Origin of the sequence: Agarivorans sp. QJM3NY_29 (genome assembly GCF_050870835.2) — a bacterium.
Lineage (GTDB): Bacteria > Pseudomonadota > Gammaproteobacteria > Enterobacterales > Celerinatantimonadaceae > Agarivorans.
In genome coordinates this window covers 2188683-2214034 of the sequence record NZ_CP194036.2, presented here as the reverse complement: position 1 = coordinate 2214034, position 25352 = coordinate 2188683, and the positions used below count along the sequence as shown (strand labels likewise).

At 44.1% G+C, this 25352-nt stretch carries 24 protein-coding genes and 1 pseudogene; 15 read left to right on the top strand and 10 right to left on the bottom strand.

The window, feature by feature from the left end:
- Positions 1-22 precede the first annotated feature (22 nt).
- Complete coding sequence (locus ACRRS0_RS10140; RefSeq protein ID WP_432452595.1) at positions 23-1123, top strand: ISAs1 family transposase; 1101 nt, start codon at positions 23-25, stop codon at positions 1121-1123.
- Positions 1124-1192: 69 nt separating this feature from the next.
- Here ACRRS0_RS10140 and ACRRS0_RS10135 read toward each other — a convergent pair whose 3' ends face one another.
- Positions 1193-1585 carry a hypothetical protein gene (locus tag ACRRS0_RS10135; protein ID WP_432453327.1) on the bottom strand — a complete coding sequence of 131 codons (393 nt, stop codon included), beginning with the start codon at positions 1583-1585 and terminating at the stop codon, positions 1193-1195.
- Between the two features lie 397 nt (positions 1586-1982).
- Between ACRRS0_RS10135 and ACRRS0_RS10130 the strand changes: the two are divergent.
- From ACRRS0_RS10130 to ACRRS0_RS10120, 3 genes and pseudogenes are all read left to right on the top strand, one after another.
- A pseudogene (locus ACRRS0_RS10130) lies at positions 1983-3213 on the top strand (ISL3 family transposase).
- A 33-nt stretch (positions 3214-3246) separates the two neighbouring features.
- Positions 3247-4212, top strand: coding sequence for an integron integrase (locus tag ACRRS0_RS10125; RefSeq protein ID WP_432453328.1), 966 nt, complete (start codon positions 3247-3249; stop codon positions 4210-4212).
- Between the two features lie 709 nt (positions 4213-4921).
- Positions 4922-5641 (top strand): DUF554 domain-containing protein, encoded by a 720-nt coding sequence (locus ACRRS0_RS10120; RefSeq protein WP_432453329.1) that lies wholly within the window; start codon positions 4922-4924, stop codon positions 5639-5641.
- Positions 5642-5688: 47 nt separating this feature from the next.
- On the opposite strand, the gene ACRRS0_RS10115 is transcribed toward ACRRS0_RS10120, so the two are convergent.
- The 6 genes from ACRRS0_RS10115 to nifL form a co-directional block, all read right to left on the bottom strand.
- A complete protein-coding gene (locus ACRRS0_RS10115) occupies positions 5689-6087 on the bottom strand; it encodes a hypothetical protein (protein ID WP_432453330.1) in 399 nt (132 codons plus the stop codon).
- Between the two features lie 214 nt (positions 6088-6301).
- Positions 6302-6931: a nitrogen fixation protein NifQ gene (locus ACRRS0_RS10110; protein WP_432453331.1), complete on the bottom strand. Its 630-nt coding sequence runs from the start codon at positions 6929-6931 to the stop codon at positions 6302-6304.
- A gap of 10 nt (positions 6932-6941) precedes the next feature.
- Entirely contained in the window at positions 6942-7208 is a 267-nt protein-coding gene (locus tag ACRRS0_RS10105; protein ID WP_432453332.1) for a ferredoxin, read from the bottom strand.
- The gene (gene nifB / locus ACRRS0_RS10100) at positions 7208-8524 is read right to left on the bottom strand and encodes a nitrogenase cofactor biosynthesis protein NifB (RefSeq protein ID WP_432453333.1); all 1317 of its coding nucleotides are present in this window, start codon (positions 8522-8524) and stop codon (positions 7208-7210) included. Before nifB ends, ACRRS0_RS10105 begins: the two co-directional genes overlap by 1 nt.
- 147 nt (positions 8525-8671) lie before the next feature.
- Positions 8672-10225 (bottom strand): nif-specific transcriptional activator NifA, encoded by a 1554-nt coding sequence (nifA, locus tag ACRRS0_RS10095; protein ID WP_432453334.1) that lies wholly within the window; start codon positions 10223-10225, stop codon positions 8672-8674.
- Positions 10226-10227: 2 nt separating this feature from the next.
- A complete protein-coding gene (gene nifL / locus ACRRS0_RS10090; protein WP_432453335.1) occupies positions 10228-11775 on the bottom strand; it encodes a nitrogen fixation negative regulator NifL in 1548 nt (515 codons plus the stop codon).
- Positions 11776-12080: 305 nt separating this feature from the next.
- On the opposite strand from nifL, the gene rsxA reads away from it, so the two are divergent.
- From rsxA to ACRRS0_RS10035, 11 genes are all read left to right on the top strand, one after another.
- On the top strand, positions 12081-12659 hold the full coding sequence (gene rsxA / locus ACRRS0_RS10085; protein ID WP_432453336.1) for an electron transport complex subunit RsxA: 579 nt from the start codon (positions 12081-12083) through the stop codon (positions 12657-12659).
- A 13-nt stretch (positions 12660-12672) separates the two neighbouring features.
- Entirely contained in the window at positions 12673-13197 is a 525-nt protein-coding gene (locus tag ACRRS0_RS10080; RefSeq protein WP_432453337.1) for an RnfABCDGE type electron transport complex subunit B, read from the top strand.
- Positions 13198-13206: 9 nt separating this feature from the next.
- A complete protein-coding gene (gene rsxC / locus ACRRS0_RS10075) occupies positions 13207-14676 on the top strand; it encodes an electron transport complex subunit RsxC (protein ID WP_432453338.1) in 1470 nt (489 codons plus the stop codon).
- A complete protein-coding gene (locus tag ACRRS0_RS10070) occupies positions 14676-15680 on the top strand; it encodes an RnfABCDGE type electron transport complex subunit D (protein WP_432453339.1) in 1005 nt (334 codons plus the stop codon). The genes rsxC and ACRRS0_RS10070 overlap by 1 nt, the downstream gene beginning before the upstream one ends.
- 2 nt (positions 15681-15682) lie before the next feature.
- A complete protein-coding gene (gene rsxG, locus ACRRS0_RS10065; protein ID WP_432453340.1) occupies positions 15683-16303 on the top strand; it encodes an electron transport complex subunit RsxG in 621 nt (206 codons plus the stop codon).
- Positions 16300-16986, top strand: a complete 687-nt coding sequence (locus ACRRS0_RS10060; RefSeq protein ID WP_432453341.1) for an electron transport complex subunit E — start codon at positions 16300-16302, stop codon at positions 16984-16986. Before rsxG ends, ACRRS0_RS10060 begins: the two co-directional genes overlap by 4 nt.
- A 12-nt stretch (positions 16987-16998) precedes the next feature.
- Positions 16999-17265 (top strand): RnfH family protein, encoded by a 267-nt coding sequence (locus tag ACRRS0_RS10055; protein ID WP_432453342.1) that lies wholly within the window; start codon positions 16999-17001, stop codon positions 17263-17265.
- Between the two features lie 150 nt (positions 17266-17415).
- The gene (locus ACRRS0_RS10050) at positions 17416-17955 is read left to right on the top strand and encodes a flavodoxin (protein ID WP_432453343.1); all 540 of its coding nucleotides are present in this window, start codon (positions 17416-17418) and stop codon (positions 17953-17955) included.
- 473 nt (positions 17956-18428) lie between these two features.
- Positions 18429-18899 carry a DUF2780 domain-containing protein gene (locus ACRRS0_RS10045; RefSeq protein WP_432453344.1) on the top strand — a complete coding sequence of 157 codons (471 nt, stop codon included), beginning with the start codon at positions 18429-18431 and terminating at the stop codon, positions 18897-18899.
- A 277-nt stretch (positions 18900-19176) separates the two neighbouring features.
- Positions 19177-20160, top strand: coding sequence for a diguanylate cyclase (locus tag ACRRS0_RS10040; protein ID WP_432453345.1), 984 nt, complete (start codon positions 19177-19179; stop codon positions 20158-20160).
- 642 nt (positions 20161-20802) lie between these two features.
- Positions 20803-21786, top strand: coding sequence for a diguanylate cyclase (locus ACRRS0_RS10035; protein WP_432453346.1), 984 nt, complete (start codon positions 20803-20805; stop codon positions 21784-21786).
- Positions 21787-21905: 119 nt separating this feature from the next.
- On the opposite strand, the gene ACRRS0_RS10030 is transcribed toward ACRRS0_RS10035, so the two are convergent.
- The 3 genes from ACRRS0_RS10030 to ACRRS0_RS10020 all read right to left on the bottom strand — a co-directional run bounded on the left by ACRRS0_RS10030 (position 21906) and on the right by ACRRS0_RS10020 (position 25284).
- Positions 21906-22673, bottom strand: coding sequence for an avidin/streptavidin family protein (locus tag ACRRS0_RS10030; protein ID WP_432453347.1), 768 nt, complete (start codon positions 22671-22673; stop codon positions 21906-21908).
- A 3-nt stretch (positions 22674-22676) separates the two neighbouring features.
- The gene (locus ACRRS0_RS10025; RefSeq protein WP_432453348.1) at positions 22677-23909 is read right to left on the bottom strand and encodes a pepsin-like aspartic protease; all 1233 of its coding nucleotides are present in this window, start codon (positions 23907-23909) and stop codon (positions 22677-22679) included.
- A gap of 718 nt (positions 23910-24627) precedes the next feature.
- Complete coding sequence (locus ACRRS0_RS10020) at positions 24628-25284, bottom strand: Qnr family pentapeptide repeat protein (RefSeq protein ID WP_432453349.1); 657 nt, start codon at positions 25282-25284, stop codon at positions 24628-24630.
- Positions 25285-25352: the final 68 nt, after the last annotated feature.

Below are 25352 nucleotides of genomic sequence, written 5' to 3'. Positions count from 1 at the left end.
AACCCTAAGCTACATAGTTATTTTGAACATAATTGAACATTTATCAGTCGTCGAGGATACTCGATCTGACATCAATCAAAAGCATGACCTTATTGACGTGATTTTCCTTGTTATCAGTGCTATCGCATCAGGATGTGAAGGCTGGCAAGACATTGAATATTATGGAGAAGAGAAGTTGGGCTGGCTGAGGAAATATAGACCATTTGAACACGGGATCCCAAGACGACACACGATTGCACGCATTTTGCGTTCTGTTGTCGCGGAGTCTTTGCTTGAGGCATTAGCTCTGTGGATTAACGAGCAGCGAACGAGTCAAAACAGAGCCATCATCGCATTTGACGGAAAAGTACTGCGTGGTTCGTACCGAAATAACAAGAAAACAGCATTACAATTGGTTACAGCCTATGATACTGAACGTGGTCTCGTTCTGAGTCAGAAACCGACAGCGAACAAGAACGGCGAGATTAGCGTTGTGCGCCAAATGCTTGATGTTATTAACGTAAAAGGCAGTGTTGTCACCGTTGATGCTCTACATTGTCAGCGCGATACACTAGAGAAAATCGCAGAAAAGAAGGCTCATGTTGTCGTTCAAGTAAAAAACAACCAACCAAAGTTGAGAGCGGCTGTTGTTGAGCAGTTTCAAGCCGTCTTTGATGCTGGTAAAGAGAAGGTCGTCACTGAAATTAAAGAAAAACACCATGGTCGTAGCGAAGAGCGATACGTCTTTCAACTAAAGGCCAAGTTGCCCGAAGAGTTAGCAAAGAAATGGCCAACGGTAAGAAGTATCATAGCAGTGGAACGTCACCGCGTGATAAATGGGAAAGGCACTGTAGATACCTCGTATTACATAAGCTCAATGTCACCGAATCACAAATTGTTAGGCCACTATATTCGTCAGCATTGGCGAATTGAAAACAGCCAGCATTACGTATTAGATGTTGTTTTTAAAGAGGATAACTCTCGCATTACTTTAGACGGAGCGGTGGAAAACATAGCTCTATTTAGACGTTTTGTGATGAACATGCTCAAACAATGCGATTGTGGAGCGCCAAGTCACAAAGTGAAGTTGAAGAAAGCGGGATGGAGCGACGATTATCGGGCACGAGTCTTCTTTGGGTTATAAATCCATCAAAGTATGCTCCCGCCCTGGGGTGTTGTGGGGGCTGGAGGCTAGATACCTTCGGCTACCCGATTAAATTTCTGGGTAATGATTAATCCACCAATCATCACATTCTCTTTCTTTATACAAATTAATTGTCTTTTCAATATACCCTGATACTAAATGCAACAGGATACCATCGCTACTAACTTTATTTTTTGATTCGTATAGATATCTAGATGACACAAAAGTATCTCTTCTTTTTTTTATTAACTCAAAATCAGAGTCCTGAAATAATAAAAATTGTATTTCTTTTGGTAGAGACTTCGCCAAAAGAAATAAATCGTGACCAGCACGAATATTACTTTCTTTATATTCTTTATTTAGCACTTTTGGATCGAATTTATAATTGAAACCTTTATTTATTGCTATTTCTTCACACAAATAACTTTTAAATAGCATTTCCATTGAAAGAGCCGCATTCACATCAGAAACATAACCTAGCTCACTTACTCTTAATGAAGCTTGATAATATCAATAAGACTCTTCAACTACCCAAGGGGCAAATGGACCATTCCACATGACGACTCTCCGAATGAAATTTAACAGTATATTAATATGCAAATTCCCATCTTTCACGCATGCGAAGTTACCACCTATCACGCAGCACAGAAATTCACACAGCCTTTAATATTCAATTTTATCAACAGCATATCAGTGAATCACCATTTTGACCATGCGCGAAAGATGGTAATGCATTTGCAGAAAGATGGGAATCCACTTAACTGTATATAATTGGCTCTTCACCGAATGTAGTGGAAACACTTTCAACAAACATTAATGAGCGAGATAATAAGTAAACGTTCATGAATACCTCGCGACCATGCAAGACACGACGCTTTATCAATCCATTCTTGGATTAACTCATCCTTGGGCTGTTTCATCTGTTGAACTCAATGAGTCTACCCAGACTATCACCGTACGCGTTGACTATGACCGAGCTTCATTAACGGCTTGCCCCTCTTGCGGTAAGGCTGTTCGTCGACACGATACTCGGCGGCGGGTTTGGCGACATTTAGATACCTGTCAGTTTGAAACGCGCATTGAGGCTGAAGTACCTAGGGCTGATTGCCCAGAGCATGGGGTACAAACACTTCAAGAGCCTTGGGCGACAAGTAACAGTCGCTACACAGAGCTGTTTGAGGCTCGCGTTATAGAGATGCTTAAAGTCAGTTCCTTATACGCGGTGAGTAAAACCTATCGGCTTAGCTGGGGAGCCATTGACCGGATGATGACTCGGGCCGTTCAACGCGGTCTGACAGCCAGAACCACCATCAACTACCAAGACCTGTTGGTCGATGAAACGGCATTTAAGAAAGGCCATGACTATGTCACGGTATTATCCAATCGTGATGGTCAGGTGATATCGGTTGAAGACGGTCGAACAGGCATGAGCCTATCTGCTTGCTTTAAGGCATTGCCCCCTGAGTCAACAATGGTTACACGTTCCATATCGATGGACATGAGCAGAGCATATATAAACGCAGCATATGACTACTTCGGTGAGCGGGCTAAGCAAATGATAGCCATAGACCATTTTCATATCGCAAAGGTGCTCACTAAAGCGGTGAATTAAGTGAGAAAAAGCGAACTCATGGCGTTGCCCCAGCATTTAAAAAGAGAGTGCCACCAAACACGGTATGGATGGTTAAAACGAAACAGCCACCTACATGGGACATTGAGAGAAAGAGTGAATGCGCTGGCCAAGATGATGCAAAATACTGGCCTTGAGCTGGATATTCAAAGAGCAAGCAAGAGCCATTTGGTATGGCCATGCAGCTAACGCCAAAGCGGCTTGGAATGATTGGTTAGCACTCATAAAGGTCAGTCAAATCAGGCCGATGATGACAGCAGCAGAAACCGTGAAAACGCACTTAAAGGGCATCATCAATGCGATGCGTTATAAGGTATCAAATGGCTTGGCAGAAGCGATAAATGGAAACATTCAGCGCCTAAAAATACGTTCGATGGGTTTTAGAAATAAAGAACGCTTTAAGCGAGCTATTTTATTTCACTTTGGAGGGCTTGATATGACTTTCCACCAAGAACGGTGAAGAGCCATATAAAAACAGTATCGGGTGCTATTTATGTCATCTCCGTTTTTGACTTATATCAGCGAACATATGCGTACGCGCCACTATCGTGAGGCAACTATCAATACCTATTTGCTGTGGATCAAACGTTTCATCATTTTCAATCATAAGCGGCATCCTAGCGAATTGCATAACCAACAGGTCGAGGCCTTCCTATCTCACATGGCGAGTGCACAGCATTTAGCGCCAAAGACCCAAGCGATTGTATTAAATGCATTGGTTTTTCTTTACCGAGACATCATCAACCACCCCTTATCACTCGCGTTAAATTTTCAGCCAAGCCACCAGCAAACTAAGTTACCAGTCGTTTTAACACAGGCAGAAATTGAACGTCTTTTAGCGGCATTATCACCGCCCAATCTTTTATTAGCTCAACTCATGTACGGTAGTGGCTTACGCAAAATGGAAGCTCTAAGGCTACGAGTAAAAGATATTGATTTTGATTACCTTGGCCTCACTATTTGGGATGGGAAAGGCGGTAAGCATAGAAGAGTAACCCTAGCCAGAAATTTACTCCCCGCCTTAAAGCAACAAATATCAATCAGTGAACAGTATTACCTTAGTGATAAAACCAATCTGGAATATGCAGGAGTATATTTGCCCTACTCATTATCCAAAAAGTACCCCAAGGCTGCTTTTGAATTAAGCTGGCATTACCTTTTCCCTTCTAGTCGCTTAAGTTACGAGCACGGTGCTAGGCACTTGCGCCGCCACTACCTCGATCCCTCTAACATTAGCCGAGCTATAAAACAGGCAAAACACCAAGCAAAAATAAGCAAAGCAATTACTTGCCATACCCTTCGCCACTCTTTTGCTACCCACCTATTACAAGCAGGTGCCGATATTCGCACTATTCAGGCCCAACTAGGGCATAGTGATATTCGTACGACGCAAATTTATACTCATGTTTTGAATATGGGCGCTGATGGCGTCACCAACCCCTTAGATCGTTTAACCTAAGACGCGTGGCATAAGCGATAAATAACTTTTTACTTGGCCACAAAAACGAGCGCCTACCTAAGGCGGAAAAAACTTACATTTGTGCCCCTGTTGACAATTTATCACTCAAATTATCCCCAAATTTTGGGCGGTAGCGGTACTAAGAGAATCACATGATGACTCCCCTCCTAAGCACCATCATCCAGACTGGGCGTTGAAGAAGGCGATATTGCCTTTTACTTTGCCTGTTATACAGACTATTTAGACTTCACGATTGGGTCTAGCAGAAACTAGAAGGGTCAATCTTATTTGAGCAACAGCGCCCCAACCCACAGAAACGTTCTACCTACATTGGGATCGTCATCTGGGAAGACACCATGATAAATACTGTCTGTTTGAATATTCTACGCCCCCTGATGAGTAAAATTAAACTAAGATTAAATAATTCTCTGTAAAAACAAAGGGAATAATCAATTTACCCAAGCTAAATCAAAATACATGACCTCGCCTATGATAGAATCACCACTTTCTATCGGAGCTTGTCCTACAAATCTGTTCGCTCCTCCGATACATGGTCTTACTGAACTATCAGTTTACTTTCAACGCGGGCCCTTTTCGCTACTTAGCAAAGCTAATTAGCGCTCTCGCTATGCGGCTTATGAATTGAACCTGCGGTCGAAACCTATCTTTACGCAAACTGATATTGCTTTATTCAAGGAGAAATTAACCAATGATGATTGGTCCAATTATGAACAGTTGCGCGATTATTTTAGGCGGCTTAGGTGGCGCGTCTTTGGCTCGTTATATTCCCAAACGGCTCCAAAAAGGTTTACCTGCCACATTTGCTCTGTCGGCTATCGCAATTGGTATTTCGATGATTGTTAAAGTCAATAATCTCACCGTGGTCGTGATGGCCTTAATCTTAGGCACCGCTTTAGGCGAATTAATTTACCTTGAATCAGGCGTAAGCAAAGCGGCTAGTTTTATCCAGCGTAAATGCGAAGGTTTTTTGCCACTGCCTAGAGGCTTAAGCAAACAAGAGTTTTCCCACCAGTTTACCGCGCTGATTGTATTGTTTGGGGCCAGTGGATTGGGGGTCATCGGGGCCATGACCGAAGGTCTTAATGGCAACTACCAACTGTTATTAGTGAAATCATTGATGGATTTCGTCACCGCGATGATCTTTGCGGTCACGTTGGGGCCTGGAGTGGTATTACTCGCGGTCGTACAGTTTGTTGTTCAAGCCTCACTATTCTTGCTAGCTCAATCGATTATGCCTTACATGGACGCTATTGCTTATGCAGATTTCTCGGCGGTGGGCGGTATTATCATGCTCGCAGTTGGATTACGTATCGCAAAAATCATGCACTTTGCAGTGGTAAACTTTTTACCGGCGTTGATCTTAGTATTACCATTTACCTATTTATGGCGTGAATTTTTCCCAACGTAACAGCAATAAAGCGATGGGTAGTCGACGACTACCCTAACGGATAGCCCTTAAGACTCTGTTTTTTCAGCCTGAAGCCAAAACTCATTCGATTTGAAAGCGTAACGATAAGCAGGAAGCAATAATAATAAATAAGCCAAGCCACCAAACACCGCGCCAAAAACTGCAGGGCCAGAGGGATTCGCAACAAACAAATCCGACATAAACGAAATTTCAACCACAAACTGACAGGCTAAAATCGGCATCGCAATACAAAATGCGACTTGCCAAATTTTCTTAGCGCCAATGATCGCGTTGTAGGCATAGCCAAAAAACGGTACTAACATTACCGCACTCGCCACTAGCCCCAATACACCGAGTAAATCAACCGAATCAGAAGTTGGGACGCTAAAAAAATCAGAGCTTGTTAATCCAGCTAACAACCAAAAAATAACTTTCCACTTAAGCAACTTAGTCCCCTTAAACGTTATCACCCCTAACTGGGGCTAAAATCGGAGACTAAAATAACTAACTTAGAGGCAGCTGCCAACTGTTTTCCCCCTGAACCAAGCACACAACAACGATTTTGCCGTTTAACTGCCGGTTTATACCCGTAATACTCAAGCGATCCGCCTCAGCGCTCGCTTCACCGTAATACGATACTAACACCGTTTCAAAAAGCCGTTAGCCCGACACAAAACACTCGTCGTAGCTACTACACTCGCCACAACTGGGAGCACGGCAAATATAATCCCCTCCCTGTTCACATAAGCTGCGATAAAAGAAGCGTTTCCAGCGCATATTTTCGTGGTTTAAGGCATGTAACTGAGGAAAATTATGCTTAATCAAAGCACTTAGATCGCTACGCTGCTTAAGACCCAAACTCCGCCAAAGATGGGATGCAGACAAACTGGCACTGGCCAGTACGATTGCCATTTCTAAAGCAAAGGGCTCATCTTGGTTAGCGTACTGAAACAATAACGCTATCAGCTCATTACGCTCCTTAGCACGCAAATCAATGAGTTCATCTAAGGTATCGGCGCGTTTACGTAAGAGGCTATGCACTGGTTTAAGCCAAGCACGTTCTTGCTTATCAACCGTACCGCTACAAATTGCGCGCTTAAGCTCCAAATAACTCGCATTGTCTAAACCCAGACCATGCGGTAAAGCAGTATCGCCCTTGAGTTGCGCTAAGATGATTTGGCGAAACCAATGTCGGTTTGCCACCGACAAAGGCTTACAGATGTTAGATAATGCTTCTAACCAACTTGCCCCAATAAACGGGGTTTGTAGATGAGTGTTTGCACTACTCATATCAACACTCCTACTTCGCAATGGTAATAATACGACTCTGCGGTGGCAAACCACCCAGCGAACCGGGAGGGTTCAGCGCCACCCCTTCGCTATCGGTGATCGCCGTTTCCACCGGGCAAATTTGTGCGCACTGTGGTCCATGAACATTGTTCGCGCATTCGTTACAGCGATGCGCCACAATACTAAAACCCTGTTCACTAGCCTTCACGGCGTTGTTGGGGCAAACCTCTTTACAGGCGAAACAGCCAATACAGGCTTGAGTGATGGTTAAAGCCATTAGCCACACTCCTTCGAATTGCAAGCCGAAGACCCAGCCAAACTTGCAAGCAAGTCCGCCTGCAACTGCTGCAAACTTGGCTGGATATCACGAAGGGCAAATTGCGTATTTACCGTGATGCCTAATTCTTCTAGTTCCTGACGAGGGCTTAAACCGATCCGGCTACAGAGCAACACATCAAACTCACTGAGTAGACTCAGCTCTCGGCTGTTGTCTTCTAGCGCTTCATCGCAGCTGCTACTGCCTTCGCAATATTGTTGCCAACTAAACGCCGCTTGCTGAGTGATACCGTCTGGCGTAATGACATAATGTTGAAACTGATTGGCATGGCCAAAGTGTTGATCGACCAGTTGCTGACTTTGACTCGCCACCGCCACCCGAATTTGTTGCACAGGTTGCGCCACTTTCGAGCCAAGAGCTTCGAGATCGAGATCTTGCCCCAGCTTACCCACTGCATCAGCACGACACTGCTGACAATGAGTCATTTGCTGCATACTTTGCCCGGCCAAAGCACGCGCCTGATTTAACTGTTCTTTGTTGGGTTCGGCTTGGCCCTTTAATCCAAAATAAGTGCCATGAGCAGGATCCGAAATCAGCGGCATAATATTATGAATAAACGCGCCATAACGCCCCAGCTCCATGGCCAATGCCTCGATGTGCTGGTCATTGATGCCGGGGATCAATACCGTATTCACCTTTACTAACATACCGGCATTTATGGCGGCTTCTAAACCCAGTAGCTGCTGGTCGATTAAGGCCTGCGCGCCTGCCCGCCCACGCAAACGCTGCTGCTTGAAATAGACCCAAGGGTAAATCTTTTCTCCAATTGCGGCATCGATACAGTTGATGGTGATAGTGAGGTGTTTCACCCCGACAGCAAGTAATTTGTCCAAATGGTCAATCAAGGCGAGACCATTGGTCGAAATACATAAGTGCACATCGGGATCGACCGCGGCAATTGCTTTTAAACTCGCAATGGTCGCCTTGGGATTTGCCAATGGATCTCCCGGCCCTGCAATACCTACAACTCTGGTTTCTGGGACGTGTTGCTTTACCTTCGCAAAGCGCTTCGCCGCCATCGCTGGCGAGAGTAGTTTAGACACCACTCCGGGACGCGTTTCATTGCTACAATCAAATTTTCTGTTGCAATAGTTGCATTGAATATTACAAGCGGGCGCAACCGGAAGGTGCATCCTCGCGTATTGATGTCCCTCTTTTGAAAAACACGGATGGGTGGCAACCAAAGCCGTTTGAATATCGGCTTTTGATTGGGAAGAACTGGCCGTCGCGCCATGATTAAGTTGCTGGATTTTCATAAAGAGCTTCCCTAAATTGACTTAACTTAGAGTCTGCAAAGCGCATTCCAGAAAATATAATCATTAAAAACAACAGGTTAAGCAAAATCATTCAGGTAAAAAACTAACAACTGTCGCATTTGTCACAAATGCGACAGTACATTTTTGTCAAAGCTGACGCATATTAATATTCATCACTTGGATCCGGTAAGCAATTTGCCGAGGAGTCATGTTTAGTAAGCGAGCCGCCTTCGCTTGTACCCAACCCGCTTGCTCCAAGGCCGCTATCACTCGTTCCCGTTCGTCCATCTCTGAATCGTCTAACAGCGCTTTGTCTGCACCGATACTCGGTCGGCGAGTAAAACTTTGGCCTTCAAGACCATCAATCACGATGAGATCCTGATCAATCATACCGCTTTCACTCATCACCGAGGCGCGCTCCAATAAATTTTCTAGTTGGCGCACATTACCCGGCCAATCGTAAGCCATCATCATTCGGATGGCACTATCGGTTAATGACAACTTTCGACGCTGCTGCTTACTCAATTTTTCGATTAAAAAATCAGCGAGTTCAGGTAAATCTTCAATCCGATCTCGTAGTGGTGGTGGGAACATCGGCATCACATTCAGTCGATAATACAAATCTTCCCTAAAGCGTTCTTGTTTTACTTCTTCTTCTAGATTGCGATTGGTTGCCGCTAAGATCCGTACATCAACATGCAGAGTTTGAGTACTACCAATACGCTCAAATTCACCTTCTTGTAAGACTCTTAATAGCTTCGCCTGAAAGGCCGCTGATATTTCACCGATTTCATCCAAGAACAAAGTACCACCGTCGGCCATTTCAAAACGACCTTTACGCTGCTTCACTGCCCCAGTGAAAGCTCCTTTTTCATGACCAAATAACTCCGATTCTAATAAGTTATCTGGTAAGGCTGCGCAATTGAGCTTAATGAAAGGCCCAGTAGCTCGCGGGGAATTATAATGGATCGCGTTGGCAATCAACTCTTTACCGGTACCCGACTCTCCACGAATTAATACTGTGCTATCCCATTTTGACACTAAACGAATTTGTTCAAAGACCTTACGCATCACCTGACTATGACCAACGATGTTGTCTAAGCTGTAATTACTTCTCACTTTCCGTCGCAGTCGATCGCGCTCTGCTTCTAACTGAGTCGTTTGCACTGCCACGTCTTTTGCCAACAATACACTTTTAGCAATAAGGTTAGCGGTCATTTCTAAAAAACGGGTAAAGGATGCCAATTTTTGAGGATCATCCAGTTGCGGCTGAGCAGCAAGTACCCCGAGCACTTCACTTGATTTCTTTATTGGCACCGCTATAAAAGGCAGATCTAGGGCGTATAAGTCTAACTTGTCGGCAAAACGTAGATCATTGGAAACACGACTCAGCACGATCGGCTGTTTTTGGGTTAACACCGTTCCGACAATGCCTTCACCGGGACGATAGCGCACATTTTTAGTAATGCTGTCACTAATATGACTCGGTGTGTGTACCGTATCGATGGTCAACATTTGGTCATTTTCGGCAATAAGCGCCAACATCGCATGCTGAAGCATGGCCTTTTCGTGCAGCACCTGTAGCACCTTAGTGACACTTTGTTTGTAGTCTAAACTGTCGGTAAGTACGCTACTCACCTCGTAGAGCGCCAACAAGTGTTGTTCGGCTATTTTTGATTCTCTCGCGGTTGAATATTCCATGATTAAGCCCTTTTTGTAACTCGTAGAGGAAGCACTAACTTGGCTTTACATCCACCCAACGACGTTGATTGATATTGCACCGTACCATTGTGTTCACTCACCACCTGTTGAACGATGCTTAAACCCACGCCACGGCAACTGTTACTAGACAAGGGCTTGGTGCTATAAAATGGTTCAAATATCTTCAGCTGTAATTCCTTTTTAAGCCCTGGGCCACTATCTTCGAAGGTGATTTCAATATCGTCATCTACTCGCTGGGTGCAACAGATAATTTCTCTACGTGGCATTTTGGCGTAATCGATGGCATCGATGGCATTATCTAATAATTGCTTTAAGGCCACTCGGATCCGCGAAGGCTGACCGGTAAACGCGGGTAGCGTACCGTTTAAACTAAGTTGCATGCTGATACTACGAGCCAGCAGCCGCTGATTACTCATTTCGGTGACTTCATGAACTAACTGGTTGATATTGACCGACTGCATCGGCTCATGAGGGCGCTCAGGTAAAGCATTCTGTAATTGATCAACCGCTGCATGCCCAGCCTTTAAACCGGCTTGCATGGCATCAATCCGAGCGCATTGGGTCGCACCGCCACAGAACATATTTAAGGCCGAATCAATCATATTAATCGGCCCCTGGATCTGGTGAATCGCAGCATGTAATACCTCTTGCATCACGTGCAAAGCTTCCGATTCTTCAGTTGAGCGTTGTAATTCAATCAGCCGCTGACGTTCCTGGCGACGTCGCTCCCGAGTAAATTCGCTCAGTGTGAGCACTAAGAAGCGACTCACCGTTGGCGTAAAATAATCATCAACATTGCCATCATTAAGTTCCACACTGGATAAGCAACAAGAAAACCAACGTTTGTGCCCTCCACTACCGACCTCAACATTAAATTGCTGCCCTTCGGCGAGGTGTAATAATCCTTCATCATCATCCCCCGCCGATTGTTTTAATTGTTGCAACACAATATCAACCGGCTCTCGGCCAAAATCAGAGGCCAGAGTTTTATAAGAAAGATTGTCGAGTAATACGGATTGATGTTCATCAATTAAGGCAATCGCAACTGGTGCCGTGTTTAACACCGCTTCCACCATCGCTTTTTGATTGGCAACCTTGGTTTGATTATCATGCCGTTGGCTAATATCACGATGCATTCCAACGTAATGAGTAATTTCCCCAGCTCGGTTATACAGCCCTTTGATTGAAACTTCGGCTAAGTAACGCTGACCATTCTTCTTACGATTAATCAAGGTCCCTTGCCAATTTTTTCCAGCTGAAATACACCCCCATAATTGTTGGTAGACCTCGATGGGAGTGGTTTTATAACTCAAAACCGAATGTTTTTTCCCCTCCAACTCTTCCACTGAATATCCGGTAATTTCAGTAAAATATCGGTTTACGTAGAGAATGTTAGCACTTAGGTCGCTAATCGATATGGCCATGGGGGCTTGCTCTACCACTTGCAAATACTGCTCAGACACATCGCTCATTGTGCCATCCCCCACAACGGCCAAGGCCTGCTCTAACTTAGATTGAAGTTCGCTCATCGTCATTGTTACCTTTTGCATTGCTGCTTGTTGTGACTAACCTTGTTCAATGCAAAGGGTATTCCCATGTGCCAAAGCCCCTAAATTCAGCCTCCATTAACCATTCATTGTTTGATTTACAACAAAAATAAGATATTTATCAGTAAAAATTGTTAGCTTTAACACCAAAATTCAAGCGCCATAATCAGTCCACCTAGCGAACTAATCCGCTCTGCCACAAGGATTTTCTCCCTAATTTGGTTCAACTCCCCATATTGGTACAACACCTGCAATTAACTAAGCATGGTGATCCTTGGAACAAACAAATGGCTGAATATCTCTTAATCTTTATTAGCACCGCGGTCGTGAATAATGTGGTGCTGGGTAAATTTCTTGGCTTATGTCCATTCATGGGCGTATCCAATCGCATCGACAGCGCCTTAGGCATGGGGCTAGCAACCACCTTTGTACTGTGTTTAGCCGCCGTCGCCGCTTGGTTAATCGAAGTCTTATTATTGGCACCACTAGGCTTGCAAGTGATGCGTATTCTGGTCTTGATTATTGTGATTGCAGCAGTGGTGCAACTGACCGAGCTACTCATCCAAAAAAATAGTCCCGACTTATACCAAGCGCTTGGTATTTTTCTGCCTTTAATTACCACCAACTGCGCCGTATTGGGAGTGGCTTTGTTAGTTGTACAAAACAACATGAATTTTTTAGCAACCCTATGTTATGCCTTTGGCTCGGCATTGGGGTTTAGTCTGGTGATCGTGCTATTTGCCGGATTACGCCAGCGGATCAAGCTGGCCAAAGTACCCGCAGCATTTGCAGGCCTACCAATCGCGTTTATAACCGCAGGACTATTATCGATGGCCTTTCTTGGTTTTAGCGGCATGGTCAAATAACAGGAGACGAGCAATGATCTACTTATCCATTTTTTTTCTAATGCTAGTGGGTGGCTGTTTAGGCGGACTGCTAGGTTGGGCATCAAAAGCCTTAAAAGTTGAAGGCGACCCAAGAGTTGATGAATTAGAAGCAATGCTGCCCGGTGGGCAATGTGGGCAATGTGGTGAGCCAGGATGTCGACAAGCCGCGGAAGCCATGGTCGCGGGACGTTTGTCGGCTCAGAGCTGTCCACCTGGGGGCGCGGGCTTAGCCAGCAGCATTGCGGCATTACTTGGTGTGGAACTAAGTGCCGAACAAGGCAGTGGGCCTTTAGTCGCCTATATCGATGAAAGTAACTGCAGTGGTTGTACCCGCTGCTTTAAAGCCTGCCCCTTTGATGCCATCGTTGGAGCCAGTAAACAAATGCATACCGTGATTAGCGATGTATGTACCGGTTGTCGTCTCTGCGAAAAGGCTTGTAGCCAAGGCTGTTTAACCATGCAAGCTCCCGCCGTCAAACTCAATACCTGGCAGTGGCCAAAACCCCAAGTTGCTTAAGGAGAGAGCATGTTTGCATTCAAACCCAGACCATTTAGTGGCGGCGTCCACCCCAAAGGTTTTAAAGAACTCACTGAACAGCAAAGCATTGCCAAAGGCTTTCGCCCTGATCGGGTTTACCTTGGCATGCAGCAGCGGAATGGTTCAATGTTACAGTGCTTAGTTGCCGCTGGAGACATGGTTTTCAAAGGACAATTAATCGCCAAAGGCAGTAACGACATGACCGTACCGCTGCATTCACCAGTAAACGGTCAAGTCCTTGAAATTAAGCCCTATTTAAGTAGCCATCCAGCGGGGATCAAATGTCAAACCTTGGTGATAGTTAATAATGGCGACAATTGTTGGGGAGACGCTCACCCTCCCTCTGACTATACAAAGCTAGAGCCGGAACAAATTGTCCAGCGCGTATTAGATGCTGGCGTCGTCGGTTTAGGCGGCGCAGGTTTCCCCAGCGGCATCAAGCTCAGGCTCGCCCGACAAGCCAAGGTACACACCCTGCTCATTAATGGCGGCGAGTGTGAACCCTACCTCACCTGTGATGACCGTTTGATGCAAGAACACGCTGCCGAGATTATTGGCGGTATCAACATGATGCTCAAAGCAATTGGGGCTAATAAAGCGATTATTGCCATCGAAGATAACAAGCCTGATGCGATCGCGGCCATGGCATCGGCGTGTGCGGAACAGCCCAAGCTGGAGATAAAGATGGTTCCTAGCCTCTACCCGATGGGATCAGAGCGCCATCTAATCAAAGCAGTGACCGGACTGGCCATTCCCCCCGGACAACTGAGTACCGCCAAAGGCATATTGGTGCATAACGTAGCGACCGCTAAGGCGGTTTTCCAAGCGGTACGTTTTCAGCGCCCTTTAATTGAACGAGTACTCACAGTGTCGGGAGATGCCATTGAACACCCAACCAATTTGCTGGTTCCCATTGGTAGCTTGGTATCACAGGTATTAGCCGAATGTGGCGGCTTAAAAGTTGAAGCCAACCGAATGATCGCCGGAGGGCCAATGATGGGCCAAGTACTGCCCTCTCCCTTCGTGCCTATCGACAAAAGTATTGGGGGGCTATTAGCGCTTAGCGATTCTCAAATTAACCAACGTGAACGCCAAGATTGCATGCGCTGCGGAAATTGCGTCAAAGTTTGCCCGATGGGTTTAATGCCCTTCCAAATGGCGGCTCATAGTAATCATGGTGATTTTGCAAGCGCTCAACAATTTGGTTTAGACGCCTGCTTACTATGCGGTGCCTGTAGCTATATTTGTCCCTCCAGCATTCCCTTGGTGCAATATTTTCAACACGCTAAATCTAACGTCAATGCGCAGCGCAGCATGCTACAAAAATCTAATCAAGCTCGCCAGTTGACTGAAGCGCGTCAGTTACGCTTGGCTAAAGAAGCCGCAGCGAAAAAAGCAGCCAAGGCATCTAAACGTAAACGCCCAGCCAGAGCCCGCCGTACTCAAGGAGAAAGCTAATGGCCCAATACAATCCGGTTGCCGCCCCACATACCCACTCCGGTACCTCAACGACCAACATCATGTATTTAGTGATTTTGGCCCTAAGTCCCGCCGCTATTTATGGCGTATGGCTGTTTGGCCTGCCAGCGCTTAGTGTGATAGTGAGCTGTTGCCTCACCGCCTGGTTATGTGAGCTAAGCTGTTTACTGCTACAAAACAAAAACTGGCAACACAGTTTCGATGGCTCGGCTTTATTAACCGCACTACTACTGGCAATGAGTCTACCGCCGGCAACACCTTGGTGGGTCGCCGCCTTAGGTTGTAGCTTTGCAATTTTCTTAGGCAAGCATGTTTACGGCGGATTGGGGCATAATCCCTTTAACCCAGCGATGTTGGGTCGGGTCATGTTATTGATTTGTTTTCCAGTAGAGCTCACCGACTGGCGCGCAATTGCCCCACCAACTTTAAGCGAAACTGGCCTAATATTTAACTCACAATGGACTGGTATCGACGGTAGCAGTGCGGCAACCCCATTGGCCGATCTCGGTCAAATACACGATTTGAGTATGCTGTTCACAGGACAACACGCGGGCAGTATGGGAGAAACCAGCGCAATTTTAATCGCCATTGGCGGTTTGTTTCTAATTTGGCGCGGAGTGATCCGCCCCTACATACCAACTGCCTTAATTTGTGGCTTGGTGCTTCCAGCCAGCATCGCTCACCTCATCGACCCAAATCAATTCGCCTCACCAATATTACATGTATTCAGTGGCGGGGCGATGTTAGCCGCATTTTTTATTGCCACCGACATGGTGACCTCACCCACTAGCCCCCGCGGACAATGGCTATTTGGTTTAACTTGCGGCTTATTAATTTGGTTAATTCGCTGCTTTGGCAGCTACCCGGAAGGTGTCGCCTTTGCCATACTCATCATGAATGCCTGTACACCAGTCATCGACCATTATTTACGTCCCACCATATTTGGTATGGCCAAGCCTTTTAGCCGATCAAAAGGAGCCTAAACATGACCCTTCCCAGTATTGAAAAACATATCGATAGTACCGTGTATCAATCGCTCTCGTTGGCCGCTGCTGTCGCTATCGCCAGTATCTTACTACTAACCTTAAATAGCTTCACTGCCCCCGCTATCGCAGAACGACTCAACGAAGACAAACTCGCGGCAATTGACCTAGTTATGCCAAAACAGCTCTATCAAAACCCGATGTTATCTACCGAACAAACATTTACCATTGGCAAACAACAATACACCCTATATACCGCTTTAAATCAGCAACAGCAAATTAGCGGTTATGTGGTACAAACTCAAGCCAATGGTTATGCCGGGCCGATTGACCTTCTAGTTGGGGTCGACGCCGATCTTGCCATTTTGGGCGTACGAGTATTAAGCCACAGCGAAACGCCTGGGCTGGGCGACAAAATTGAATTTGAGAAAACCCCTTGGGTGCTTAGCTTTAATGGCAAAAGTTTAGACAATACCAACCAAAAAGCCTGGGCAGTAAAAAAAGATGGTGGTGAATTTGACCAATTTACCGGTGCTACCATCACGCCTCGTGCAGTGGTGAACTCCGTACACCAAGCACTACTCGATTTGCAGATCCAAACTCAGCAAGGAGGCCAACAATGAGCCGCTATTCTCAAATTATTGCCGACGGTCTTTGGAATAACAACGTGGTTTTGGGGCAATGTTTAGCCCTGTGTCCGTTGTTAGCCGTAACCTCTAGCGCCACCAATGGTTTAGGTTTAGGTTTAGCGACTCTCGCGGTAATGGTCAGTTCTAACGCGGTTAGTGCACTAATTAAAAACTATGTGAGCCGCGCAGTTCGGATCCCAATTAACATTTTAATGATTGCCACTCTGGTGACGATCACCGATCTGGTACTCAACGCTTGGGTTCACCCACTGCATAAGGTGCTAGGCCTGTTTATTCCGCTGATCGTGACCAACTGCGCTATCTTAGGCCGAGTCGAATCCTTCGCCAGTCGACAAAAAGTAATGCCAGCCATCGTGGATGGTTTGGCCATGGGGATCGGCTTTACTTGGGTCTTGGTATTACTCGGTGGGATCCGCGAAATTATTGGCTCCGGCACCCTATTTGCCAACGCCCATATTTTATTGGGCCCAGCCTTTAGTGCGATTGAGCTCACTGTGATTCCCGACTATCACGGCTTGCTATTGGTAATTTTACCGCCTGGAGGCTTCTTGGTACTGGGCGGTTTGCTTAGCATTCATCGACAGGTCCAAAGAATTTTAGCGCAAAAACAAACCACTCAAGCCGCTTGCTGCGTCGATCCTTCGGCCTCAAATTAGGAGCTTACCAAGATGTTAGTCTCTATTGCTTATGCCACCCCTCACCAGCAACTATGTATCAATGTTGATGTAGTGCAAGACAGCAGCGTAATAAACGCGCTGCATCAATCGGGGATCTTAGACCTATGTCCAGAAATCGCTTTAGATAAACAAAAAGTAGGCATTTTTGGCAGGTTTGTCACCTTAGAAAACCAATTGGTAGAAGGTGACCGAATAGAAATTTATCGACCGATTACTTGGCAACCTGAAGACCTAGATGATGATGACGATGACGAATAAATCAACACTTTGTGAGCTTTACGACATCAGTGTTGGTGACATTGTGGGAAACCTTCATCCTATATATTAATAACCCCTTGTAATATAAGTATTTTTGTTTGGTTTGAATATTGCAAAACACTAATTGGTCTGATCTTTAAGGAGTTAACCATGGCAGATATAGGCATTTTTTTTGGTACTGATACTGGTACAACCCGCAAAATCGCAAAAATGATCCAGCAACAACTCGGAGCGGATTTATGCGACAAACCCCTCAATATTAACCGAGTAGACGTAGATACCCTCACCAGCTATAAGATGCTGATCCTAGGTACCCCAACCCTAGGCGAAGGACAACTTCCAGGCTTGGCTTCTGACTGTCAAGCAGAAAGCTGGGATGAGTTTTTACCCCAGCTAGAAGACGCTGATTTTGCCGGTATTAAAGTTGCTTTATACGGGCTAGGCGATCAAGTGAACTATGCCAGCGAGTTTGTCGATGGTCTTGGCGAGCTATACGACGCGATGGCCGAGACTGGTGCAGAATTAATCGGAGAATGGCCCGCTGATGGCTATACTTTCGACGATTCAGCAGCTCTGTTAGAAAATGGCAAATTTGCCGGATTAGTCTTAGATAACGATAATCAAAGTGAATTACACCCCGAACGCATTAGCGGTTGGTTAGAGCAAATAAAATCTGAATTTAATTTGTAAGCGCAGGCTTTAATACGGGCTTTGCTCGTATTAAAGCCTCTTTCAAGATCCGAAGAGTAAGTGAATAGAACAGTTTTGGTCGACTTCTAGCTTCTCAGCGCTACAGACTCGGATCGTCAACGGTTAATCGGTAAGCCGCGTTCATGACAACGTTAATCTTCCAACTATTCTACATGAGCGGGCAATAGTTCCAGCCACTCAAACCACCATTTCAGACCAATCTATTTCTCGCAAGCTTAACGAATCAATATATACCGTCCCATTCCAAGCTTTAGTAAACAAAAGTAGTGCAAAAAAACCAAAATATTGAATAAGCATCATGGCTTATCTGGTCAATGTTCATTTTTATTTGCAGTTAATCCATACAATAATTTCGTGAAATTGTTCCCAATATCACTATTTCATAGCACAATGCATGATCGTTGCTCTTGCTAAGCAACCCTGTTTATCCAGCCATTAACGAGGGAATAATAATGAATAAGCAAATAAAATATGCGCGATTAGTGGTCTGCGCTTGGCTATTTACCATGAGCCCTCAGCTACACAGCGCCGGTTTGGGTTCACTGCTTGATTCAGCATCCGCGCTAACCGGTAACCAAGAAAGCACCATAAACAGTGAGCTACTAAACAATTTAACTAGCCAGCTAGGCGTGAGTGACACTCAAGCTACTGGTGGTACAGCAGCCTTGCTGGCGCTTGCCCAACAACAGCTATCTGGTAGCGAAAGCTCTTTGTTGAACGACATTATTCCAAGTGGAAACAGCGCTTCACTCAGCGCTCAACTACTCCAGAAAATTAGCAGCATGGACAGTGTTAAAAGTGCTTTTTCAGCATTGGGCTTAGACGCAAGTATGATAGAACAGTTTGCACCCATTATTTTACAATATGTTGGTAATAACGGCGGCTCAAGCTTAGTGGATGGCTTGAGTAAAATTTGGTCTTAATGATGAAGCGAAGTAATATTGACCGCATCAATAATATTTCGCATATATTTTGGTTCAACATTTAACCGAGCACCACATGAGATGGCTTGTCAATCAATAAATATATATAACTAGTGATATTAACCATAAAATAGCCAGCATTTCGATTCAATATCACACAACTACATCTTATAAAACCTCCCCTGCTCAAAGAATGGAAAAATGCAGGGTGAATAATAATAATGTCAATGTTAATGTACAAATTGGATAACTAAAACGCTATAAAATGAGTAGAATTATGGATGATCAACACTCATTATCTCGCAACTATTACCAGATATTGGACGCCTTGCCGGATCATGTATTTATTTTTTCGGAATCAGGAGTGTACTTAGATGTTTTTGGTGGCGAAGACAATGATGCCGGCTTCGATTGCAAGCCGTTTATTGGTAAGAGTTTATACGATGTTACCTCCCAAGATATAGCTGAAGAATTTCATGGCTATATTAAGAAAACACTAGCAACCAATAAAACACTGGTGGTGCACTACCATTTTGCCAATGAGAATATGCTAGCGCTGCCTGACGGTATCTCTGTACCCAACGAGCTATGGTTTGAAGGTATTATTAAACCACTACCATTACTCGAAGACGGACAAAAACGAGTCGTATGGACAGCAAGAAATATCACTCTGCGACATAACCTGGAAGAACAGCTAAAAAAGTTGTCTGAAACCGATGAACTAACAGGCATTCTAAATCGTCGCGCTTTCATGGCAAAATTGACCATCGAACTACACCGCTACCAACGCTACAAGCAAAATACCAGCTTATTGATGCTGGATATTGACAGGTTTAAAAGTATCAATGATCTACTAGGCCATCAATCCGGTGATCGGGTGATTAAACATGTCACAGATATTTGCTCCAAAGAAATCCGAGAAGTCGATTATATTGGTCGGCTCGGTGGTGAAGAGTTCGCGATCCTACTCAGCAATGCCAATCTACTACAAGCTATTGAAATGGCTGAACGTTTAAGGCAAAAAATAGCGCGTTCTCCGTGTGTCGTTGAAGACTATACCATTCATATCACCGTGAGTATTGGCTTGTCTCAAATAGAAACCGAAGCTGATAGCTCAGAATATCTGATATCGAGAGCCGATAAAGCTATGTATCACGCCAAAAAACAAGGCCGAGACCAAGTTAGAATTTTCCACGATGAGCTTTGCAATCATGAGATTGAATTAACTCAGCATAGCCATATTCGTAAAAATAAAGCTTAATGAACTCGAGCGTTTATCAATACCTTCATCGCGTTATTCCCATTCATTAAGCTAGCCATTCACCGTGGAAAACTTATAAACTTTCGCCCTAAAAACCAATGCTTGATAAGCTCGCAAGTCAAGTCTGATGATAATCCTCTTCCCAAGCTTAGCTGCTCACTGATTGCGACGGCTAAGCGCCAAGTCATCATTTTCAATTAAAATGGCTGACTCCTAGTCGGTACATACCATTGTCTATACCAAGTGCGATGGCTCCGTTGATGAAACAGCGGGTATCAAAATATGCAAACGACACACATCCACGACTAACATCATCGATTCACATCAAGGTAATCATTTGAAAAAACGGACAAAATTTCATTTCACTTTATTGTTCTATTTCTAGATATGCAGCTCTGTATTTCGCATGTAATAAAAAATAGGTCTACTATTAATCAAATATTCACTTAAAAATGTACACTTGTGAATATTTTTTCATCAGATAGGATCTGATCATTGAAGTCTAAAAATCTATGATTTAGCTTCATTTTTACTGAAAAAAAACCGCATTATTCATACCGAGCTCAGTGTATAGAGAATAAATACATCACTAATGATAATGTATCAAACAGATGTCTAACCAGTTAGAAAATAAGTCATATTATGGATGAAAAATACTCATTATCTAAAAACTATTACCAAATATTAGATGCCTTACCCGACCATGTGTTCGTATTTTCAGAAGCAGGTGAATATTTGGAAGTGTTTGGAGGCGAAGAAAACGAGACAGGTTTTGATTTTAAAGACTATATTGGTAAAACCTTACATGACGTGCTCTCGCACGATAGAGCGACTGAATTTCTGGATTATATTAAGAAAACAATCCAAAGTGACACAACATTGGTAGTACGCTATCACTTTGCCAATGAGACCATGTTAAAGCTGCCTGACAGTTTTATTGTTCCTGATACCTTATGGATAGAGAGCACCATCAAACCACTTCCAACACTCGTAAATGGATTGAAACGGGTAGTATGGACAGCAAGAAACATCACCTTACGGCATCACCTGCAAGAGCAACTAAAAAAATTATCTGAAACAGATGAACTAACAGGCATTTTAAATCGCCGTGCTTTCATGGAAAAACTGGCTGGCGAATTACATCGCTATCAACGCTACAAGAGTGACACTTGTTTATTAATGCTTGATATCGATAAATTCAAAAGCATCAATGATTTACTTGGGCATAAATCAGGAGATCAAGCGATTAAGCATGTCACTGATATCTGTTCTAAAGAAATAAGAACTGTGGATTATATTGGCCGGCTCGGCGGTGAGGAGTTCGCTATCATATTGAGTAATACCAGCCTACAACAAGCACTTGAAATGGCCGAACGCTTAAGGCGAAAAATATCAAATAGCCCTTGTGTCGTCGAAAACTATACCGTTCATGTCACTGTGAGTATTGGTTTGTCCCAAATAGAAGTGCAAGATGATAGCTCGGAGCAGATCATTTCTAGAGCGGATGAAGCAATGTATTTCTCAAAAAAACAAGGCAGAGATAGAGTGAGCATCTTCAATGAAGACATGCACGATAATGAGATTGAATTAGCGGAAAATAACCATATTTATCGCACTAAACCTTAATTTGAATCGAAGCTTCGTGTTCTGAATAAACATTTATCTAATCCCCTCATCAGTAGGAAAATATGCGCTAAAGCCAAACTGCAGTGCAGTAGTTTTACTACACTGCAGCTTATAGCTTGCTACTTAGAGCTCTTATTTAAAACCCAAGCAGACATACTCGCCTGCAAGTAACTCTCTTCTGGCGCGGTGCCATTACCTAACCAGGCCGACACGTTTAACTGTTGACTCACGACATCGAGAGTCCCACTAATCGAGATGGGCTGCTTATCATTAGGTATCAAACCACTAATCGATAAACTTTGTAAATCAAGATCGGCCCGATGCGTATCGGTAAAACCATAAATTGGAAAGCACTGTTGCTGGAAGCTTGCTGACCCACTCACAATACCTAACTCAGGGTTTGTCACTGCCAATTGGATACTAAGAGAGTTACTTGGATCACTCCAAGTACCATTCATCAAATCCGGATGCTCTCCCTTAATACTTAGCTCGAAGGGTTGCAAGTTAACATTTGATTCAACTTTATGAAAACCAAGTTTATCAATGTAGTCCCCAACGATAATTTGTTCAAACTGGGTTGATGCAACCAGCGAATTAATCACTTCCATCTGCTGATTCGCTTGAAGCTGACCACAATAAGTTGACACCCAATGCCAACTAGCGTCAGGAGCAGAGCGTTCCACAGATCGCCAATAAATAGAGAGCACGACGCCTTGGCCCAGCGAAGGATTTGGTTCATGACCACTCACATAGCCAATCATTAAATAACGTCCTGAAGAACCAGTCGTAGAACTGTAATCTCCCAACAATAAACCATCTTTTTGAACGCTCAGTCTCATCTGAGAGCCATAACTGTTTTGCCACATTCCATCGATTGCGTGAGTCATAAATTAGTTCTCTTTGTTTTGGGTAAATATTCTTGCGGGAGAAGATTGACGGTTTTGAATAATGTTTAAGCCGCCAGGTTTATTAAATATCCAAGTCCCCACCGGAAACAAAGCAACCTTGCCGGCAATATGTCTGACTCGATATTCATAAACGGTGTATAGATAATCCATCAGAACCGACCCGGTTAAGATTAGCCCAGGGATCCCTTCCATTGGCTTAAATTGAGGTTGAACTTGCCCTTCATCTTGACCGGCCTCTATCTTCACCAAATATGTACTGGCAGGAATGCGTAGCTCACCATTAGGCGTTTCACCCGTATCACCGAAAGTAATAATTAACTCTTCTGGACTTTTAGCCACGGCTTTAAGCGCCGCATTCATCACTTCTACATCGCCTTTATATTGAGAGGAACCAGAATCGAGTATAAAATCTGCATCCTTGGCTAAGATCTGATCACCCAGTGCAAAGCTTTCCAGCTGCGTCGACCATAAGTAGGAAACGCTTGGGATCAAAGATTCTTTCCATGGCAAAAACAAATACTCTCTACTGGTTTGATAACTCCGATCGAGTCGACCCAAACTAACACTTCCTTCCCCGCTTGGCCCATCCGTTTCAAAGGCGACATACGGCATATGCGCTTCCACTAGCTGCTGCTCTATCAGGCTAGCCATGATGTGAAATGAAGGTTCTAATTTATTGACCGCTCGAAGACCATAATGACCAGCCTTCGCTTGGTGTTCCGATTTTCCGTCAGTCGGAATAGTATAACTTGGCATACCGATGCCACCATCCCAATCTAACTCCTTAAATTGACTATCTTTATCAACAAATGCTCGAGATAGATAAAGCTCACTTTGTGTTGGCTGGTTATCGATAAAATGGAATACATCTTCACCCAGCTCTACCTGCATCTCCCCCCATGGGCCAAAATCGACCATTTGTGGTTGCTGAGAGATGAACTGAAAAGAGCTTGAATTATGGTAATTAAACAAATCACCGCCATAATGTTGGCATTTATTTTCTTTACACTCATTCTCTACACATAGCGAAGAGCTCACCCAAACAAAGTTACTGCCAGTATCAACACTAAATTTTAATTGCTGAATTTCGGTTCCCGGTTTTGCGGTCCCCAGAGTCAGTGTCGCATACCAAGGCGAAGCGCCATTATTTTGAAATGGCCCTTTCGATAACGGCAAGCTAATTCCACAGCATGTTTCACTCAGTTGTTCAGACATCGCCAATCCTTTTTAAATAGTTGTTTGTAATGACATATAAATCAATCATAATTTGATAAAATTATCTACACCAAAAATCAATAAATAGTCAAAACTATATTCACTCAACATCTCAAAGGCTTAAATTGTGAGTTGAAGAGCAAAAATAGCCAGTGAAACTTAAATGACTGGCAAGACCGTTGAAGATAAAATGAACACATTTATTCAGAAATTCCGTAGATCAATTCAGATTAAAACAAGCCTGTTCTGGTCTAATGCCATCGGACACTTAATTTTGAGACCGTATTGTTAATCCGTTAAGAGATCTATATGAGTTTGAAAAATCATACAAGAGCTATCCGCAGGAATTTAGAGATGAAGCTCAACGACTAGGTATTACCTTGGAAGAGTCTGAGCGGGATGAACTTAAATGATGACGTTAATAAAACAAAGAATTACGCATGGTGAAAGACATTGACAAAAGCCGTTTTTAGAATGTCTTTTTCCATTTCAAGGCGCTTAACTCGCGTCTCTGACTCGCAAATACGGCGCGGCTCATCCGTCATGGGTGTCGCCTTAGGAGATTCACCACAGCGCTCTGAGCGAAGTTGTTGAAGCTAAACCTGCTTAGGATAAGCAGACAGTTCCTGTCACAACGACGCATGAGAACTGACGACCGGAATTGTGACGGATCCAAATGATAAATTCTGTGATGTACTATGTCACTATATCAGTGCAACTAATCAGGTAAAACAATCAACCCAAGTTGCTCAAGTAACTGCTCTTGCTGCCAAGCGCAAATTTTTACACCACTAAGGTCGACTTTTCTGGGGTCCAAACCATTCAATTCTGAATGACACAAATTACAACCTTGCAGCTGAAAATGGGTCCAACAATCTTCAGAAAATAAACCTCGGCTTAAGTCCGACTCTTTGAAAGAGGCGCCTTGTAGATTGGCTCCAATCCAGTTATTTTCAAATAAGTCACATTTCTCTATACATTGGCGTTCCAAGTTAGCATAGGATAAATTACATCCCGTGATATACGCAGCACAAAAGTACATGCGATGACTCACTTGATTTGAGAAACTAGCTTGGATGAAATTAGCCCCCTTCAAATCACAGCCCCTAAATTCAATGCCGAAGCATTTCGCCCCAGTGAAATTAGCCATGGATAGCTGGCAGTTTTTAAAAGAACTGTCACGAAGGTCACTATAATTAAAATCGCAACCTTCAATCGCACCTTGTTCTATAAACATACAATCGACAAACTGCGCATCCCTTAGATTTGTACGACTAAAATCACATTGATAAAACTTACAACGTTTAAAAAGGGCATCACCCAAATCCTGGTGAGAAAAATCAACTTGATTAAACACTTCATATTCTTCGTTCATAACTAGCCCTTGCGCCACACGAGCCTGAAGACTAACAGCTACCCCCGAAATCGCAATAAAAACAAAGC

Excerpts from the sequence above, each read along its gene's own strand:
- ACRRS0_RS10035 (WP_432453346.1), top strand. The coding sequence starts at position 20,803 with ATGGATGAAAAATACTCATTATCTAAAAACTATTACCAAATATTAGAT.
- ACRRS0_RS10105 (WP_432453332.1), bottom strand. The coding sequence starts at position 7,208 with ATGGCTTTAACCATCACTCAAGCCTGTATTGGCTGTTTCGCCTGTAAA.
- nifL (WP_432453335.1), bottom strand. The coding sequence starts at position 11,775 with ATGAGCGAACTTCAATCTAAGTTAGAGCAGGCCTTGGCCGTTGTGGGG.
- rsxC (WP_432453338.1), top strand. The coding sequence starts at position 13,207 with ATGTTTGCATTCAAACCCAGACCATTTAGTGGCGGCGTCCACCCCAAA.
- ACRRS0_RS10060 (WP_432453341.1), top strand. The coding sequence starts at position 16,300 with ATGAGCCGCTATTCTCAAATTATTGCCGACGGTCTTTGGAATAACAAC.
- ACRRS0_RS10110 (WP_432453331.1), bottom strand. The coding sequence starts at position 6,931 with ATGAGTAGTGCAAACACTCATCTACAAACCCCGTTTATTGGGGCAAGT.
- ACRRS0_RS10020 (WP_432453349.1), bottom strand. The coding sequence starts at position 25,284 with ATGAACGAAGAATATGAAGTGTTTAATCAAGTTGATTTTTCTCACCAG.
- ACRRS0_RS10125 (WP_432453328.1), top strand. The coding sequence starts at position 3,247 with ATGTCATCTCCGTTTTTGACTTATATCAGCGAACATATGCGTACGCGC.
- ACRRS0_RS10055 (WP_432453342.1), top strand. The coding sequence starts at position 16,999 with ATGTTAGTCTCTATTGCTTATGCCACCCCTCACCAGCAACTATGTATC.
- ACRRS0_RS10050 (WP_432453343.1), top strand. The coding sequence starts at position 17,416 with ATGGCAGATATAGGCATTTTTTTTGGTACTGATACTGGTACAACCCGC.
- nifA (WP_432453334.1), bottom strand. The coding sequence starts at position 10,225 with ATGGAATATTCAACCGCGAGAGAATCAAAAATAGCCGAACAACACTTG.
- ACRRS0_RS10025 (WP_432453348.1), bottom strand. The coding sequence starts at position 23,909 with ATGTCTGAACAACTGAGTGAAACATGCTGTGGAATTAGCTTGCCGTTA.
- ACRRS0_RS10120 (WP_432453329.1), top strand. The coding sequence starts at position 4,922 with ATGATGATTGGTCCAATTATGAACAGTTGCGCGATTATTTTAGGCGGC.
- nifB (WP_432453333.1), bottom strand. The coding sequence starts at position 8,524 with ATGAAAATCCAGCAACTTAATCATGGCGCGACGGCCAGTTCTTCCCAA.
- ACRRS0_RS10030 (WP_432453347.1), bottom strand. The coding sequence starts at position 22,673 with ATGACTCACGCAATCGATGGAATGTGGCAAAACAGTTATGGCTCTCAG.
- ACRRS0_RS10040 (WP_432453345.1), top strand. The coding sequence starts at position 19,177 with ATGGATGATCAACACTCATTATCTCGCAACTATTACCAGATATTGGAC.
- ACRRS0_RS10070 (WP_432453339.1), top strand. The coding sequence starts at position 14,676 with ATGGCCCAATACAATCCGGTTGCCGCCCCACATACCCACTCCGGTACC.
- rsxG (WP_432453340.1), top strand. The coding sequence starts at position 15,683 with ATGACCCTTCCCAGTATTGAAAAACATATCGATAGTACCGTGTATCAA.
- rsxA (WP_432453336.1), top strand. The coding sequence starts at position 12,081 with ATGGCTGAATATCTCTTAATCTTTATTAGCACCGCGGTCGTGAATAAT.
- ACRRS0_RS10080 (WP_432453337.1), top strand. The coding sequence starts at position 12,673 with ATGATCTACTTATCCATTTTTTTTCTAATGCTAGTGGGTGGCTGTTTA.
- ACRRS0_RS10045 (WP_432453344.1), top strand. The coding sequence starts at position 18,429 with ATGAATAAGCAAATAAAATATGCGCGATTAGTGGTCTGCGCTTGGCTA.